13 protein-coding genes and 1 pseudogene are annotated in these 14,548 nt (G+C 67.0%); 4 read left to right on the top strand and 10 right to left on the bottom strand.

Going from position 1 to position 14,548, the window contains the following annotated elements; genetic code table 11:
• Positions 1-8: 8 nt before the first annotated feature.
• From ABZS40_RS21440 to ABZS40_RS21485, 10 genes and pseudogenes are all read right to left on the bottom strand, one after another.
• Positions 9-377, bottom strand: a pseudogene (locus ABZS40_RS21440) (SUMF1/EgtB/PvdO family nonheme iron enzyme); the annotation flags it as partial.
• 313 nt (positions 378-690) lie between these two features.
• Complete coding sequence (locus ABZS40_RS21445; protein WP_354945059.1) at positions 691-1,146, bottom strand: NUDIX domain-containing protein; 456 nt, start codon at positions 1,144-1,146, stop codon at positions 691-693.
• Positions 1,143-2,264: a DegT/DnrJ/EryC1/StrS family aminotransferase gene (locus tag ABZS40_RS21450; protein WP_354945060.1), complete on the bottom strand. Its 1,122-nt coding sequence runs from the start codon at positions 2,262-2,264 to the stop codon at positions 1,143-1,145. Before ABZS40_RS21450 ends, ABZS40_RS21445 begins: the two co-directional genes overlap by 4 nt.
• On the bottom strand, positions 2,254-3,342 hold the full coding sequence (locus ABZS40_RS21455; RefSeq protein WP_354945061.1) for a zinc-binding alcohol dehydrogenase: 1,089 nt from the start codon (positions 3,340-3,342) through the stop codon (positions 2,254-2,256). The genes ABZS40_RS21450 and ABZS40_RS21455 overlap by 11 nt, the downstream gene beginning before the upstream one ends.
• The gene (locus tag ABZS40_RS21460) at positions 3,339-3,935 is read right to left on the bottom strand and encodes a deoxynucleoside kinase (RefSeq protein ID WP_354945062.1); all 597 of its coding nucleotides are present in this window, start codon (positions 3,933-3,935) and stop codon (positions 3,339-3,341) included. The genes ABZS40_RS21455 and ABZS40_RS21460 overlap by 4 nt, the downstream gene beginning before the upstream one ends.
• Before the next feature lie 435 nt (positions 3,936-4,370).
• A complete protein-coding gene (locus tag ABZS40_RS21465; protein ID WP_354945064.1) occupies positions 4,371-6,218 on the bottom strand; it encodes a methyltransferase domain-containing protein in 1,848 nt (615 codons plus the stop codon).
• On the bottom strand, positions 6,215-7,429 hold the full coding sequence (locus tag ABZS40_RS21470) for a histidine decarboxylase (protein WP_354945065.1): 1,215 nt from the start codon (positions 7,427-7,429) through the stop codon (positions 6,215-6,217). Before ABZS40_RS21470 ends, ABZS40_RS21465 begins: the two co-directional genes overlap by 4 nt.
• The gene (locus ABZS40_RS21475; RefSeq protein ID WP_354945067.1) at positions 7,426-8,139 is read right to left on the bottom strand and encodes a hypothetical protein; all 714 of its coding nucleotides are present in this window, start codon (positions 8,137-8,139) and stop codon (positions 7,426-7,428) included. The genes ABZS40_RS21470 and ABZS40_RS21475 overlap by 4 nt, the downstream gene beginning before the upstream one ends.
• Before the next feature lie 269 nt (positions 8,140-8,408).
• A complete protein-coding gene (locus tag ABZS40_RS21480) occupies positions 8,409-9,914 on the bottom strand; it encodes an APC family permease (protein ID WP_354945068.1) in 1,506 nt (501 codons plus the stop codon).
• A gap of 1,134 nt (positions 9,915-11,048) precedes the next feature.
• Positions 11,049-12,257: an FAD-binding oxidoreductase gene (locus ABZS40_RS21485; RefSeq protein ID WP_354945069.1), complete on the bottom strand. Its 1,209-nt coding sequence runs from the start codon at positions 12,255-12,257 to the stop codon at positions 11,049-11,051.
• 283 nt (positions 12,258-12,540) lie between these two features.
• Between ABZS40_RS21485 and ABZS40_RS21490 the strand changes: the two genes are divergently transcribed.
• The 4 genes from ABZS40_RS21490 (at position 12,541) to ABZS40_RS21505 (ending at position 14,545) form a co-directional block, all read left to right on the top strand.
• Positions 12,541-13,413, top strand: coding sequence for a helix-turn-helix transcriptional regulator (locus ABZS40_RS21490; RefSeq protein WP_354945070.1), 873 nt, complete (start codon positions 12,541-12,543; stop codon positions 13,411-13,413).
• The gene (locus ABZS40_RS21495) at positions 13,410-13,604 is read left to right on the top strand and encodes a DUF397 domain-containing protein (protein ID WP_354945071.1); all 195 of its coding nucleotides are present in this window, start codon (positions 13,410-13,412) and stop codon (positions 13,602-13,604) included. Before ABZS40_RS21490 ends, ABZS40_RS21495 begins: the two co-directional genes overlap by 4 nt.
• A gap of 204 nt (positions 13,605-13,808) precedes the next feature.
• The gene (locus tag ABZS40_RS21500) at positions 13,809-14,015 is read left to right on the top strand and encodes a hypothetical protein (RefSeq protein WP_354945072.1); all 207 of its coding nucleotides are present in this window, start codon (positions 13,809-13,811) and stop codon (positions 14,013-14,015) included.
• 2 nt (positions 14,016-14,017) lie between these two features.
• The gene (locus ABZS40_RS21505) at positions 14,018-14,545 is read left to right on the top strand and encodes a DUF6879 family protein (RefSeq protein ID WP_354945073.1); all 528 of its coding nucleotides are present in this window, start codon (positions 14,018-14,020) and stop codon (positions 14,543-14,545) included.
• Positions 14,546-14,548: the final 3 nt, after the last annotated feature.

The raw sequence follows: 14,548 nt of genomic DNA on the forward strand, positions 1-14,548 counted from the left end.
CATTGCCCCTACCTTTCGGGTTGATCGTCTGGTGCACCGTCGCGGACAACGCGGAAGCCCACAAGGTGCCCGCAGCGCTCGGCGGACTCCAGGGGGCGCACGGTGGTGCGCAGGAAGTAGGTGTTGGCGCGGGTGTCACCGCCTCGGTACTGCGGATGGTCGCGGTAGCTGCCGGAGCACCACTGCCACAGGTGGCCGGTCATGTCCTCGACTCCGAACGGCGATGCCCCCCAACAGTTGGCGGTAATCGTATTGAGGTCAGAACCTCGGGCCAAGCAACGCGGCGGCGCAGGCATCGCAGAGCCCCAGGGGAACCAACGGCCGTCAGTACCGCGAGCGGCGAACTTCCACTCGTCCTCGCTGGGCAGCCGACCACCGGCCCAGAGCGCCTAGCGCTGCGCCCAGGCCGGGGCACCAAGAAGAACTGTGCCGCCCCAACAGGGGTGTTGATCATCCAAGTAACGTATGTGCTACCCCCGGCGCGCACTTCACGGCATTGTGGTTGACCAGCGAAGATCCTTATTGATCTTGAGTTAAACCCTCCCCCACGCAGGGGCGCGTCGCCAAGACAAGCAGCGTGACGTTGTTGATCGACGTCTGGGCGATAACGGGGGACGCTCTGGCGCTGAGATTACAAGCGGGAGATGCCCTGACTTCCACCGTCAGGGCATCTCCCGCTTGCTACTGCGGTTAGACGAGTTGTGGCATCCTTCGGGCAGCCTCGGTGATGAGCGACGGCAGTTCCTTGGGCGCGGCGAGTCCAGCGACCTCGGCGACGTCGAACCAGGCGGCGTTGGCGACTTCTTCGAGCTGGGCGTTCAGGTTGTCGTTGTCAGCGCGGCAGATGTAGACGAAGTCGATGTGGCGGTGGGGGCCGACCTTACGGTCTTCGATGTCCATCTCGATGATGGCGAACGGCGGAGGGATGCTGTGCACAGCCGGGTGACTGAATGGCTCGGGTGCCAGGATTTCTGCCTCGACGCCGGTCTCTTCTACCACTTCACGCAGGGCGGCTTCGGCGGGGTCCTCATTCGGGTCGACGTGTCCGCCCGGGTACAGCCACAATCCGATTTTGTTGTGATGTACGAGGAGGACCTGTCCGGACTTGTTGAAGACGATCGCTGAGCTGGTGAAGTGCCGGATCATGCGGTGGTCTCTCCCTTGGCGATGCGGGCGGTTTGGTTGGCGATCCACGCTACCGTCGTCTCTGCTAGCTGGGGGTGAACGGGCAGCTGGATGGTCGCTGCGGCGAGGTGTTCGGCGTTGGGGCAGTCCGTGGCGTATGGCTGGAATAGCGGCTGGTGGTAGAGGGGCTGGTAGTGCCACCGGATTGAGTCCGGGGAGAGCCCGGAGTTGTGGAACGCTGCGGCGATCTCGGTCTGGCGGGCCGTCGCAATAAGCACGAGGTTGTAGTAGTTGGGCTTGTCCGGCACGCCGTAGGGCAGTTCGCGCAGTAGCCCTCCGGGAGGGATAACAGCCAGGATGCGTTCGGCGTTGCGGCGTCGCTGGGCCAGTTGGGCGTCGAGTTGGGCGAGCCGGCGCAGGCCGATGGCAGCGAGCGGTCCGGCGAGTTTGTAGTTGACACCGTGGCCACCGCGTAGGTGGCCGAGGTGGGTGTAGTAGTCAATGCGTTCGGCGAGTTCCTGGTCGTTGGTGAGGATGAAGCCGCCTTCGCCTGTGGACAGAAGTTTCCGGTCGTGGGTGGAGAAGCATCCAACCTGGCCGAGGGTGCCGGCATGTTGGTTGGCGACGCGCGTGCCGTGGGCTTGGGCGGCGTCTTCGATGATGGGTACACCCGCGTCGGCGAGTAGGCCGGTGATGGCGCGTTCGTCGTTGGGGTAGCCCCACAGGGGCAGCGTGATCGCGGCCCGTGTGCGGGCAGTGAGTTTTCGGTCGACGTCGGTGGGGTCCAGGGCGAGGGAATTCGGCAGGGTGTCCACCGGCACCGGGGTTGCACCGCAGGTCAGGATGGGCATGGCGGTGGGCAGCGGCGCGGTCGCGGGGACGAGGACTTCAGTGCCGGGGCGGACGTCCAAGGCGATGAGCGCGGCGTGTAGGGCAGAGGTGCCGGAGTTGACGGCGATGGCCCGCGCGGCGCCAAAGCGGTGGGCGAGGGTGCGCTCGTAAACGGGCAGGATTTGGGCGCCGCCGGAGAGACGACCGTCGTCGAGGACCGCACGAAACTCGTCCAGCTCTCCGCAGGGCGGTGGCGAGTACCGGTCATCGACCGGGTTGTCCAGGTCGTGGGCGATGTCAGTTGTCATAGGTGAGTACCACCTTGATCGTCTCTTCGGGGCGTTGGCCGATGAGGTCGTACGCGTCCTGCGCGCGTGTGAACGGGATGCGGTGGGTGATGAGTCCGTCGACCCGGACGTGTCCTTCGGTGACGAGGTGCCGGGCGGTGGCGCTGAGCCGCGGAAGGTCCCAGGCTGGGTGGGTTCGCTGGGGGCATCCATTGACCGTCATGGACGAGACGAGCGTGACGCGGTTGCGGTGGTACTCCTCGCCGAGGCGCAGGCCGCCATGGTCGCCGTGGTAGGAGGCGACGGTGGCGACCGTCGCGCCGACGCGGACGCAGCGGATGGCTTCATGCAATCCGGCGTAGGAGCCTGATGCTTCTATGGCCACGTCGGCTCCGGCGGAGCCGGTTAGCTTGCGGACCAGGTGGGCCACGTCGGCTCCGGTGCCGGTGTGCATAGCGGTCATGCCCAGTGACTCGGCGGCTTCGAGGCGCAGTGGGTAGCGGTCGATGCCGATAACGCGGCGTGCGCCGGCCAGGTGCGCGAGTTGCCCTGCGATGAGGCCGACCGTGCCGAGACCGACGATGACGACGGTGTCGCCGATGTGGATGTTGGCGTCGTGCACGCCGCCCAGGGCGACGCGGGTGAGGATGAAGAAGACGGCTCGCTCGGCGCTGATGCCGGCAGGGAGGCGACTGGCTTCGGCGGTGTCTAGGCTGACGACGTGTCCGGTGGCGTGGGGGCGGTCGAGCGCGATCAGGTCACCTTCGGCGATCCGGTCGCGGGCGGCGCTGCCGACCGCAGCGACACGTCCGATGGTCTCGTAGCCGGGGGCGACCGGGTAGTCCCGGCCTGGCCCTTCAGTGAAGAGACGTTGCTCGGGCAGCCAGGAGCGGTGCAGGGCGGCGGCCGAGCCGCGCACCCATGCCATCTCGGTGCCGTGACTGATACCCGAAACGACTGCCTGGGCGTACACGTCGGTTGGGCCGAGTGGCGGAAGGGTCTCCGCGATTAGCTCGACCGTGCCAGGGCCGGTGATCATCAGGCGAGTGGTGGGTGGGCACGTGGCGATGCCCTGGTTGGCGTAGGTGGGCTGGGTCACGGGTTCTCCGATCCGGTGAGTTGGGCGATCAGCTCGTTAAGGTCCTCGTCGTTGAGGGCGTCGAAGGTGCTGCCATCGCGTTGGATGACGTCGGAGGTGAAGGTGCGCTGGAATGCGTCGTTAAGGGCCGCGAGGTTTGCTTCGGACACGGCAATTTCCATGTCCCGGCCGCGCTGCCTGACGCGGTGGAGCAGCGTCGACGGGGGCGCGGTCAACCCGATCAACACGTCGGGGCTTGGGCTGTCCTTCGACCAGATGCCGCAGGTTTGTGCCACGCGGCCCGCGTCTGCGGCGGGCAGTGTTTTCGAGGCGAAGATGTGTTGCTGCACCATCGCCCAATCGGCCACAACCCGACCGCCAGCACTGGTGATCATCTCGATCTGCCGCAACTGCGCGACTCGAAGAGCGATGAACGTCAGTTCAACCTTCAGGGCGAGATCGTCAGTGGCTCGTTCGGCCTCGACGTAAAGCTGTGGAAGGTAGGGGTTGTCGGCGAATGGATCGAGCATCAGCGTCGCGTCCAGCCGAGCTGCTAAGCGGCTCGCGAGCGTGGTCTTACCCACTCCGGTCGGACCTGTGATCGCGATGAACATCGGCACCTCTTTCACGAAGCCGCACTGCTACAGGGGGTTGTGGGGGGCCAAGGGGTTGGCCGGCGGATCGGGTCGAAATCCTGTTTCCGCGCGGGGCAACCGCCAGGACGGCATAGGCGGTGAGGCCAGCGGTGCTACCGGGTCTGGGTAGGCCGGCGGCAGGGGGACGGGGGTGCCCGCTGCCGCCGGCCCGGTGACCGGCCATCCGTGGCCACCCCTGTCACGGGCGGCCGGTCAGTAGCCGCCTCACGGCGACTACGGGTAAGGGCGGAAGGATCTCGGGTCTCCTCCAGCCCTGGTCTTTAAAGGCTCAGCGCCTGCCCGTGAACAGCAGGCGGTCGGGTAGGTGCCTTGCCGCAGCTATTGGATGGTCCTGGTGGGCGGCAGCATCATGACGGCCCCAGCTTGGGGGCTGCGGGGCGGAGGCCGCGTAGCTCAGCTGGCCTTCCGGGCGTGGATTGCCCTGCATTCGTAGGAGCCGAGGACCACGCCGGGGTCGGACATGAGGGTGACGAACCGGTCGAGGTCGGTGTCGGTGATCTCGGGTGTGATCAGGACCGGGCGAAGCTGGTTAACCGCGTCGACAAGCAGCCGACATCCGGGGCCGTTACCGGTCCAGGTCTCGGTGATCGTGTGGGCACAGACCTGCGCCATGTTCTTGGCGACAAGGAGTGCGGAGGTGTCAGTCGTCCAGGTTCCAGCGGTGTCCGGCCCGGCGATGGTGCGGTAGACGCGCCGCAGAACGGAGTGGATAAGGGCGGCGTCATCACCGGGTGCTCGGAAGACACGCGGTGGGGTGCCGGTGATGTCAGCCAGGACGAGCCAGCCGCCGGGACATAGCCGGGTGATCATCTGGTCCAGTACCTGGGCTGGGTGCGGTAGTGCGCCGTGCAGCCATCGGGCGACGACGAGGTGGAAGCGGTTGGGCTCGCCGGGCAGGGTGTCGCGGCCGAGGTCGCGGTGGTAGACGTTGATCACGGCGGTCGGGTTGAGGTGGCTAGTGTCGCTGTCGACCGCGCTAACCGTGCCGTAGTTACCGACGAGGCGAGCGAGACGGGCGGTGACGGCGCCGGTGCCGGCGCCGATTTCGAGCACGTGATGTCCAGGTCGGATGTCGAGCTTGTCCAGCTCATGCCCGATGGTCGGGTCGAGCAGTTCGCGTAGTCGGACTGGTTGTGCCTGGCCGTTGTGAGTAGTCGTCACGGTGCTCCCTCTAGTAATCAAGATTGAGGCGTGCAGGGGTGCTTGGCGGGGACAAGCCACACACCCGACCCGCGGGGCATCTCCCGCTGGTTCGGGGAGGCCATGGGTGGTGGGGGGTGGCTCCCAATAGCGGTGGGGCGTGTGGCTGTGAGTAAGCAGGAGCAGGTAGACGCGTGTGCGCCAGCCGGTCGGCGTGAGGATGGCGCGTTCGTAGGCCAGGACGGCTCCGGTGCTGGGGTGCAGGATCAGCAGGTGCCGCTCACGGCCTTCATCGCTGATAGCGGCTACGGCGATGCCGGTGCGGCCGGCGTGGTCGCGAGTGTTGGGGTGCGCGGTCAACCCGGTGGTGTCTGCGAGGGCCTGCGCGGCGAGGGCGCGTTGCGGCGGGCCGGGGCTGTGCCAGGTGGCGAGTGCGGCGAGACCGGCCACGAGCTGTGTGGTCCTGTTGATCTGCGCGTTTTGCAGCCTTGACTTGGCTCGGAGCCAATCGGTGCTGCGGTAGGCGGGAAACAGGTTTCTGTCGTGTAGCCACCCTGGTGGCCAGAAGTCCTCTATGACACCGAACCCATAACTCGGGTGCTGGGTCATCAACTCCGCGCCGGAGTCGTCGTCGGCGTACCAGCGCACAATGTCCCGCGTAGTCTGCTCGCCTTCGTTGTCGTACCAGGCGCGGTGGTGGACCAGATTGAATCGGCCGACCGCCGAGTCGCAGGGGTCCGCTGCTGTGTGGTGCGCTAGGTGAAGCAGGATCGGGCGGGCCGGTTGGCCGGGCCGCAGCTTTGTCGCCAGCGGGGTGTGCGCGGTGCTGGCGAGATCATCGCTTGGCGACGGCACGTCGCAGCCGTCAGATGCGCCGGGTAGAAGCGGCGATTCTTGACTGGGCGGCGGGGGCACCTGCCCGGCGATGAGAGCGGTGACGAGTACGGCTACCCCGACGTTCCCGCAGCGTGCCCACCGCCCAGAGGCGGCGATGGACGGCAGAGACGCAGTGCGGGTGTCCACTGCGCCCGAAAGGACAGCATGCGGTGCGGCCAAGGCATCGCCGGGACGGTTCTTGGCGCCGATGGGCTTGGGGCTCATGACGGCCTGCTCGGGGTTGATAGACCGTCCCGTCGCGCCCGGGGTCGTGGGATCAACCGTGGCGGTGCGGCGGCACTGAGGTCGGCGACGAAGGCGTCGACCTGGCGGTAAGTGACGCCGGGCATGCAGATGAGATGACTGGTGGCTCCGTCAGTGGCGAGTAGCCACTTCTTGCGCACCTGCTCGGGTGGGGTGGGCAGGACGACGGTGAAGGCGTGGGGATGCCGCCACGCGGGCCAGCCGGCGGCGTTGATTTGATCGACGGTGTAGGCGGCGAGGCGGCGGGCTTGAGTTGCCCGCCAGCGGTGCCCTTCATGGCCGTGGGTGGCGATGGCGTGCCAGAGCAGGGCGGCGGCCAGGCCGCAGCGGGAGCCGGTGATGGTGGTGTCGAGGGTGGCGGTGTAGGCGATGTGGCTGACCGTGTGGCGGGCGTGGTCGCGGATGAGGACGACTCCGCAGGGCGTTGGCACGCCCAGGAATTTGTGGCCGCTGATGGCGATGCTGCTGATGCCGCTGTCGTCATCGAGGCGTAGCCGGCCGTCGAGTGCGAGGGGGATGCCGGACAGCGCCGCGTCGACATGGAGGTGTCCAGTGACCTGGTGCTCATCGAGAACGGCGCGGATGGTTGTAGTGTCGTCCACGGCTTCGGTCAGGGTCGTGCCAGCGGTGGCCACCACGATCGCAGGCCAGCGTCGGCGGCGGCTGACCTGCGCGGCGAGGTGTGCGTAGTCCATCTCTCCGCCCGTGTCGGCGTTGACCGCTACGCCGCGCGCCCCGAGCATGTGGACGATCTTGGGTATGGAGTAGTGGGCGGCGGTGGAGTAGTAGATGCGGGCGGTGGGGTGGCGGTGGTGGGCGGTGTGCAGGGCGGATAGGTTGCCTTCGGTGCCGCCGGTGGTGACGTAGCCCCACCGGTCATCTGGCGGCATGGCGAGGGTGTCGGCGACCCAGGCGATGACGGCCCGTTCCAGCACTCGGGTGTGGGCGACTCCGCCAAGGTCTGCGGGGTCGCCGATGTTGTTCCATAGCCGGTTGCCGAGGCGGGTCATGACCTCGCTGTAGTCGAGGTCCACGGCGCCGGGAAACCCGATGCTCGTCGCGGCGGCGGCGTCGGCCTCGTGGATGAGGTGGTCGAGCACGGCCGTGACGTCGATCGGCTCGCGGCTGAGGTCCGCGGCGTCGGCGAGGCTGAGGCTTTGACGGCTACTCACGCCCGCCGCCCCGAGAGCAGGTGCGCGCTGAGGGTGTGGTGCAGTGCGGTGAGCTGCCGCCAGATGTCGCGGGTTTCGTCGTCGCCCTGCTCGGTGAGGTGCTCGTACGGGTTGTAGTAGGTAATTCGGTCCGGGTTGAGGGTTTTGTTGCAGCGCACGCCGTTGTCGCCGAGGCGGGCGTGCGGATCGCGGTCGATGTGCAGGGCGGTGCCGTCAGTCAACAGGACGTAGCACTGCCCTTTGAGGTTGAACGCTGACATGTGGCGGCCGGCGGCGGCTTCGCGCAGTGTCCGGGCGACTTGGTACCAGCGGCCCTGGTCGGAGTCGAGGGTGCTCACCCCCACGCCGACGTACCACGCACCTGGAGGCAGGGTCATGTCCCCGCCGTTGACCATGGAACCCTCTGGACCGAGGGGACTCCACTCGCGTCCGATGGCGGCGATGTTGTCCGCGGCGACCTCAGTCATATCCGCGAGCAGTTGCGGCAAGACATCCGAGTCCGGCGACTGCGGCCACGTGCGGTGGGCGGTGTGCAGCTTGTAGCCGTGCGGCTCGCTGGGGGCGTCGGAGACGAAGAACAACATCAACGCGTGAGCGCCGAGCGCGTTGCGCTGCCCGAACCGCTGATCAGCCTCAATCAGGTGGCCGGTGTTGAGCCGCTTGGACCGGTACACGACCTGGTTGCGCAGGTCAGCCCAGCGACGGTCCACCCGGCGGGCCTCAACCGATATCCCGTCATCAACCTGGTACTGGTCAGGAACGGGTGGGGTAGGGGAAATCGTGGTGTCGTGCGTCCGGCGGTAGTCGGCGGGGACAGGGGCCGCGCCGTAGACGGGCAGCGGCATGGTGGCCGAAGGCTCGGGCTGGCTGGCGGGTGTTGCTGCGTGCGGATGGCCGGGTTGCCAGCGCGGGTCCAGGGGATCGACTCCGTGGTGCCCGCCAGGTGACATGGCCGCGTGGGTCCTCATCATCGCCGCCTTCAGATCGAGACGTTGATGGCGTCGGGAACGGCATGCGTCTTCGGTGTGCCACGCCCGATGCCGGCGTAGACCTCCGGGCGCGCCTGCCGCAGATGCCCGGCCCACACTCCGCCCGCGACAGCGGTGGCAACGAGGATCACGGGCAGCAGGAACGGAGACAGCGACCCAGGAGCGGCACCAAGCAGAGACCCGGCGTTGCCGACCATCAGCGCCAGCACCACCGACCCGCTGAGCACGCCCAGGGCGGGCGCGAGCCGCCACTCCCAGACGCCGGCCCGGGGGCCGCGCACCCTGCCCGGTGCCGTCATCGCGGCCACCGACGCGGCCAGCAGCAGACACAGCAGGCCCATCGCCCCCAACGCCGACAACCACGTGAACATCACCGCCACCGGGTCAGCGCCGCTGAACGCGAACACCCCCACCACCAGCACCGCGACGGCCGTCTGCATCAACGACCCACCACGCGGCGCACTGACCCGAGTCGCGCTACTGCTCCGGGCAAGACCCGCCGGCAGCACCTTCTCCCGAGCCATGGCGAACACGTACCGGGCGAGCACCGCATGGAACGCCAGCATCGACGTGACGATCGCGAAGATCAGCACCACGTTCGCGAGGGCCGTCCACCAGCTGCCCAGGCGCGCCAGGACCGAGAACGGCAATCCGGCCGCCGGATCAGCGGCCACCTCCGCAACGACGTCAGGGCCGACCGCCACCCCCATCGCGAACGCGGCAACGGCATACACACCGCCGAGAACGAGTGCCCCGCCGACGGTGGCCCGGACAACTGACCTGCGGTCGACGGCCTCCTCGACGAGCGACCCCGGCGCGTCGAAGCCCATCAGCGCGGCTACGCCGAAGGCGACCGCGCCGCCGATGCCGCTGACCGCCAGACCCGAGGCGTGAAAGCCGTCCCAGGACACCTCCCCGCCGGCTGGCTGTCCCACCCCGGCGAGGACGAACGCCGCGACGATCAGCAACGACACGGCCAGCACGACGGCCAAGACCCGGGTCGACAACATGATCGCCCGCACACCGAGCAGTCCGACGACGGCCAGGGCGAGGCCGGCCCAAACCCACCACGCGCCGCCCAGGTGCGCAGCCATCGTCGCCCCGAACGGCCCATACAGGCTGATCTGGATGGCGTTGTAAGCCACCAGGGCGACCATGCCGGCAGCGACACCCCAACTCCGGCCCAGCCCGTGCGCGAGGATCGCGTAGTAGGCCGCCGGGTGCCCGAGCTGGCGGGCCATCGCCGCGTACCCCACCGCCAGCAGCGCGACCGTGCCCGCCACGACCACGAAAGTCAGAGGAAGAGCCGTCACCTTCGTCGTCGCATAGGTGGCGACGACGCCTCCGCTGAGCACCACCATGGGCGCCGACGCCGCCGCCCCAAACACCCACAACCCAAACGGAGCCAGCGTCCGCCGCGCGAGCCCCACCTGCACCTGCGCCGACTTCACCGCTGCCCCCGCTGCGGCGAGTCCGGGCACCCCGACCTGCGGCATCCAGCTACTGGATGCGCGCCCACATCGGCGGCGTTGGCGGGCACGAGGTAAACCGCCGACGGCCGTACCGGGCCGCCCCGCCAGAAGCTCCGGTCGCGGTTGAGCCGGCGAATCGCGGTCTCGGTATCGGCCGCGAACCCGAACAGGTCATGCGTCCCATCTGGCCACTCGCGCCGGATCGCATACCCCCACGCATACTCCGTCGACGTCACGTCGTCCGCGAGCGAGAGGCCGGTGCCGGTGCAGGCAGTGGCAATTCCTGCTGTCACCCACCGCCACAAGGCGGGACTTCGTGGTCGGAGTGCGGTGGTGGCCTGAGTGGCTCGGGTCAGCATGAGGGTGCCTTCCTTCGGAATCTGGGCGTGATGGAGTGGCCCGCCGGCAGAAACGTGGCCGCCAGCAGGTAATGAATCGGTGCCTCAATGGGTGGTCAGGGAGAACGCGGCTTTGCTGCCGGGAGGACGCGGCCGAGGAAAGGAACCGCGGTGCGGTCAAGGCGGACTCGTGGCGGCAGCCGACCGCCAGCTCGTCCGCAGGGCTGCACGTCGTCGGGTTGAGGGCGCCACATCCGCCACAGAGCGGGGCCTCCTGACGGGAGCAGGGCCGGCGAGCGCGGTTGATAACCGACTCGCGCGAGCAGTCCGTCTCGGGGCCGGTCGCTGCTGTACTCCGCACACGACGGCAGCCCCGCGAGGTCCAGGGTCCGATGGTGGGTGGCCAGCAACGCCCGTGCGGCGTCCTCATGCCCAGAACGGACCGCGACGTGAGCGAGCTGGTGGTGCGGGCGGTGTGGACGCAGCCCATCGACGTATGCGTGTAGCAGGGCGAACCGGGCCGCGTGCGGGCCGAGGAGCCGGTGCAGGTCATACATCCAAGGCGCAGCCGGCGGGTATGGCTCCAACCGCGAGTACCACACCGCCACCGCCGCGCCGTCGTCGGTCATGTCGACTCGGCCATGCTCGATCCCTTGCATCAACACGAGCCGCGCGTAGCGGCGCACCACCACCGGACGCTTGGCCACATCTGGCACCAGCCAGACACCCAACGGCTGAGCCATCAGCGCGTCAGCGACGACCGAGGACAAGGCGTCAACGTCCTCGTCGGTCGCACAACGGACCGCCGTCTCCATCAGCCTCATCGCGCATCCCCAACGGCGAGGCCGAGCCCGCTACCGTCACCGGCCGTCCCCAACGCGGACGCCAGGGAGGCAGTGTCTGGCGAGCGGCGGCGAGACCCCCAAAGCGCCGAATCGAGTGCGCGTTGAAAGGTCGCGGCGAGGTGCAGGCTGTCCACGGACACCCCTGCGGAAGGCAGTCTCTTCCGCGCCGCCTCGATCAATTGCGGCGGGCCGCAGACATAGAACGCCTGCCCCGGCTTATGGAGATACAGGGCCATGCTGAGCAGGTCGCCCTGCGCGGCTGGCTCAACATCACGGTCATCGGAGAGAGCCGGCACAACCGTGAGCCAGTCACCATGTGCCTGCTCAAGCTTGTCTAACGCGACCGCATCGTAAAGGTCGAGCAGGGTCCGCGCCCCCACAACCAACGTCACCCGACGGCCGCTTGGCGACGCGGCGACTTGTTCGACCAGAGCCCGCAGCGGCGCAAGCCCCGTGCCCCCAGCCGCCAACAGCAAGTCGGCGCCACCGGCGGCCTCCAACGACAGCCCCACATCGCACGCCGGCCCCAACCACAACAGATCCCCAGGTGCTACCCGATCGACCAGCACGGGTGAGACCACACCTCCAACGACGGCACGGACGTGAAACTCCACCCGCCCATCCGGGCGCGGAGCGTTGGCCGGCGAATACCACCTCCACAACCCGGGCAGTCGAGGCGTACACACCGGCATCGCCTGACCAGGCATATACCTCAGCCGCCGCATCGGCCGGACAGTCAACACCGCTACACCGTCAGAGACCGCCTCGCACGTCTCCACCTCGCCCAGCGTCACCTGCGGACCATCGCCCAGCGCCCCCGCCGCTCGCTCCGCGAGCCGAAGCGCCCGACGGCAACCCCGCTCCCAATCACTCGCCAGCTCGGGCTCCCAGCCATCGCCCGCGAACCGCCGCATGGTATCGATCAACGCAGCCGCAATGGCCGTAGCGTGATACGGCTGAAGCTCGAAACGCCGGTACATCCGACCCAACACGGCCACAGCAGCACGCCGGCCGGCAGGATCACTCCGAGTCCCGATCAGCTGCCCAAGCGTCGAGAAGATCACCGGTGCGATCCCGTGCGGAATTACGCGCACGCCGCGATCCTCCATGAACGACCAGAAGTGATCCGCGGCCCGCTCATGCGCGGCGAGGGTGACCGCCAGCGACAGTCTCAAGTCAGCCACGAGGCGGCACCTTGCCTGTCACGTGCGAACTGCAGTCTCCCCGTAGGACCTTCATCCCCAGCTCCCTCCTGACCAGGCAACTGGTCATCGCTGGCCTCATGTCGAGAATATATTCTCCACATGCAGCGTGGCATTCTGCACTAGGGATGTCAATCTTCTGATGTAACTTTGCGTCCCCGGATCGCTGCCCAGGGGATGTACGCTCCATGAGCCGAGCTGTGGTGTCGCGCTGGGTCAGGAGCACTGAACGTCCGCGATGCTGCTGGCCCCAAGGAGGAGCCCCATGCCCAGGCCAATCGGCCCGACCATCCCGAGGTGGCAGCTCGGCGAGCAACTCAGCGCTCTTCGCGAGGGGGCGCGCGTATCCCAGAGTCAGATCGCAGACCGCCTTGGTTGCTCTGTGAGCAAGATTCAGAAGATCGAGGCCGGCGAGGTCGGCGTCGTACGAGCCGAGCTGGAGTTGATGCTCACTACCTACGATGCGGCGGACGATCAGCTCCGCACCGAGCTATATGCGCTGCAAAAGCTCGGGAAACAACGTGGATGGTGGTCAAAATTTGGGGCGGTGCCTGCCCCCTTCGCGACCTTCCTTGGCATCGAGAGTGCAGCGACCAGAATCAGGGCCTATGAGCCAATGGTCATCCACGGTCTCCTGCAGACCGAGGAGTATGCCCGCGCCATCGCCGGCACCGTCGCCCTGATCGCGGACGACGGCCAGCGTGAGCGACAGGTGCGGATCCGCATGGAGCGGCAGGAAAAGCTGCTCGGCGATGACCCTCCAGAGATATGGGCAATCCTGGACGAGAGTGTCCTGCGCCGTGAGGTCGGCGGTTCTCAAGTGATGACGGCCCAGCTCAAACACCTGCTGACCATGCCTCAGTGGATCACGGTGCAGGTGGTGCCGTTCAAGAACGGGGGGTACCCGGGCACTCGCGGCGCGATGACTATCTTTGATTTCGACGATCGCCTGCACAGCCCAGTGGTCTACGTAGAGTGCCAGGCGGGCAACCTCTACTTAGAGAAGGGCGACGACCTGGATCGCTGCAACCTTGCGTACAACCACATGACCGCCTCCGCTCTCAGCAAGCAAGAGTCCGCCCGGCTAATCGAGGCCGTGGCCCATCAGTACGAGGATTTCGCGAGGAGTGAACGTTGAAACCCGATCTGTCCGGCGCTCGGTGGCGCAAGAGCAGGCGTTCCCAAGACAACGGAGGCTGTGTCGAGGTTGCGACCAACCTTGGCCCTTGCGTCGCCGTCCGGGACTCGAAGGATCCCGCAGGCCCTGCGTTGGTCTTCGACAGCAAGACGTGGCTTGAGTTCGTGGCTAGTGTCCCAGGGCATCGGTGAGCACGCATCAGGCTGGCCTGACCTCGGCCGCTTAAGGTCAAGGAACTATTCCCCCGCGTAGTGCCAGCGAGCCCAGCCTGGCTGCACCGGCACACACCAACCTGCCAGAACAGTCGAATATTGCGAATAATTCGGGGGTATGCGAGCATTCTCCTGCGCACGCGCTACGACGGGAGCGGCGCGGTGAGGGAGAGGTGCGACGACATGCAACTCGAGTTCATACGCAAGTGGAGCGAAAGCGGTACAGGCAACTGCCCCGCGTTGTACCGCGCCGAGAACGGAAACTATGTAGTCCAGGGCTGGCAGCTGGACGAGGCGACGCGCGCCAACCTCCGCGATCTCGGCGAGAACGAAACGGCCATCGAGGTCCCTGCCGATGTTATCGCAGGCATCGTGGCGCGGGAATCCTGACCATGCCCGAGCAGCTCACCGGCGACGACTTCAATCACTTGTTCCGCTACTTCACCTCAACGGCATTCAGGCTTGAGGTGCAACCTGTCTACCAGGTAGCAGAGGAACAGCAGTCGATAGACGAGTTCCTCGCCGGTGAGCCGCGCCCCGTTACCGAATTTGAGTTCTATGCTGCATGGCTAAATCAAATTCGGTCTGTGACGTCCCAAGGGCGGAAGGTCGAACGAGTCCGCGTCCTCAACGAACCTCCGACTGACTATCAACGGTGGGAGATCTGGAGTGGCCAGTTCAACTCGGCCGCTGGCGAGGTCATCCGCTACATACCCAGAAGTAAAGCAGAGAGCATCGACCTGCCAATAAAGGACGACTGGTGGCTCTTTGACTCACAACGACTAGCCGTGATGCGGTTCAGCGATCGAGGCGAACCGCTTGGGGGTGAAATATTCACAGATCCAACGGTCGTGAACCAGCACAATCACTGGTGGCGTCTCGCCCTACAGAACAGTAGTTCCGGGTCCCACATCGGCTAATCC

The organism is Micromonospora sp. NPDC005324 (genome assembly GCF_040607155.1).
Taxonomy (GTDB): domain Bacteria; phylum Actinomycetota; class Actinomycetes; order Mycobacteriales; family Micromonosporaceae; genus Micromonospora; species Micromonospora trifolii.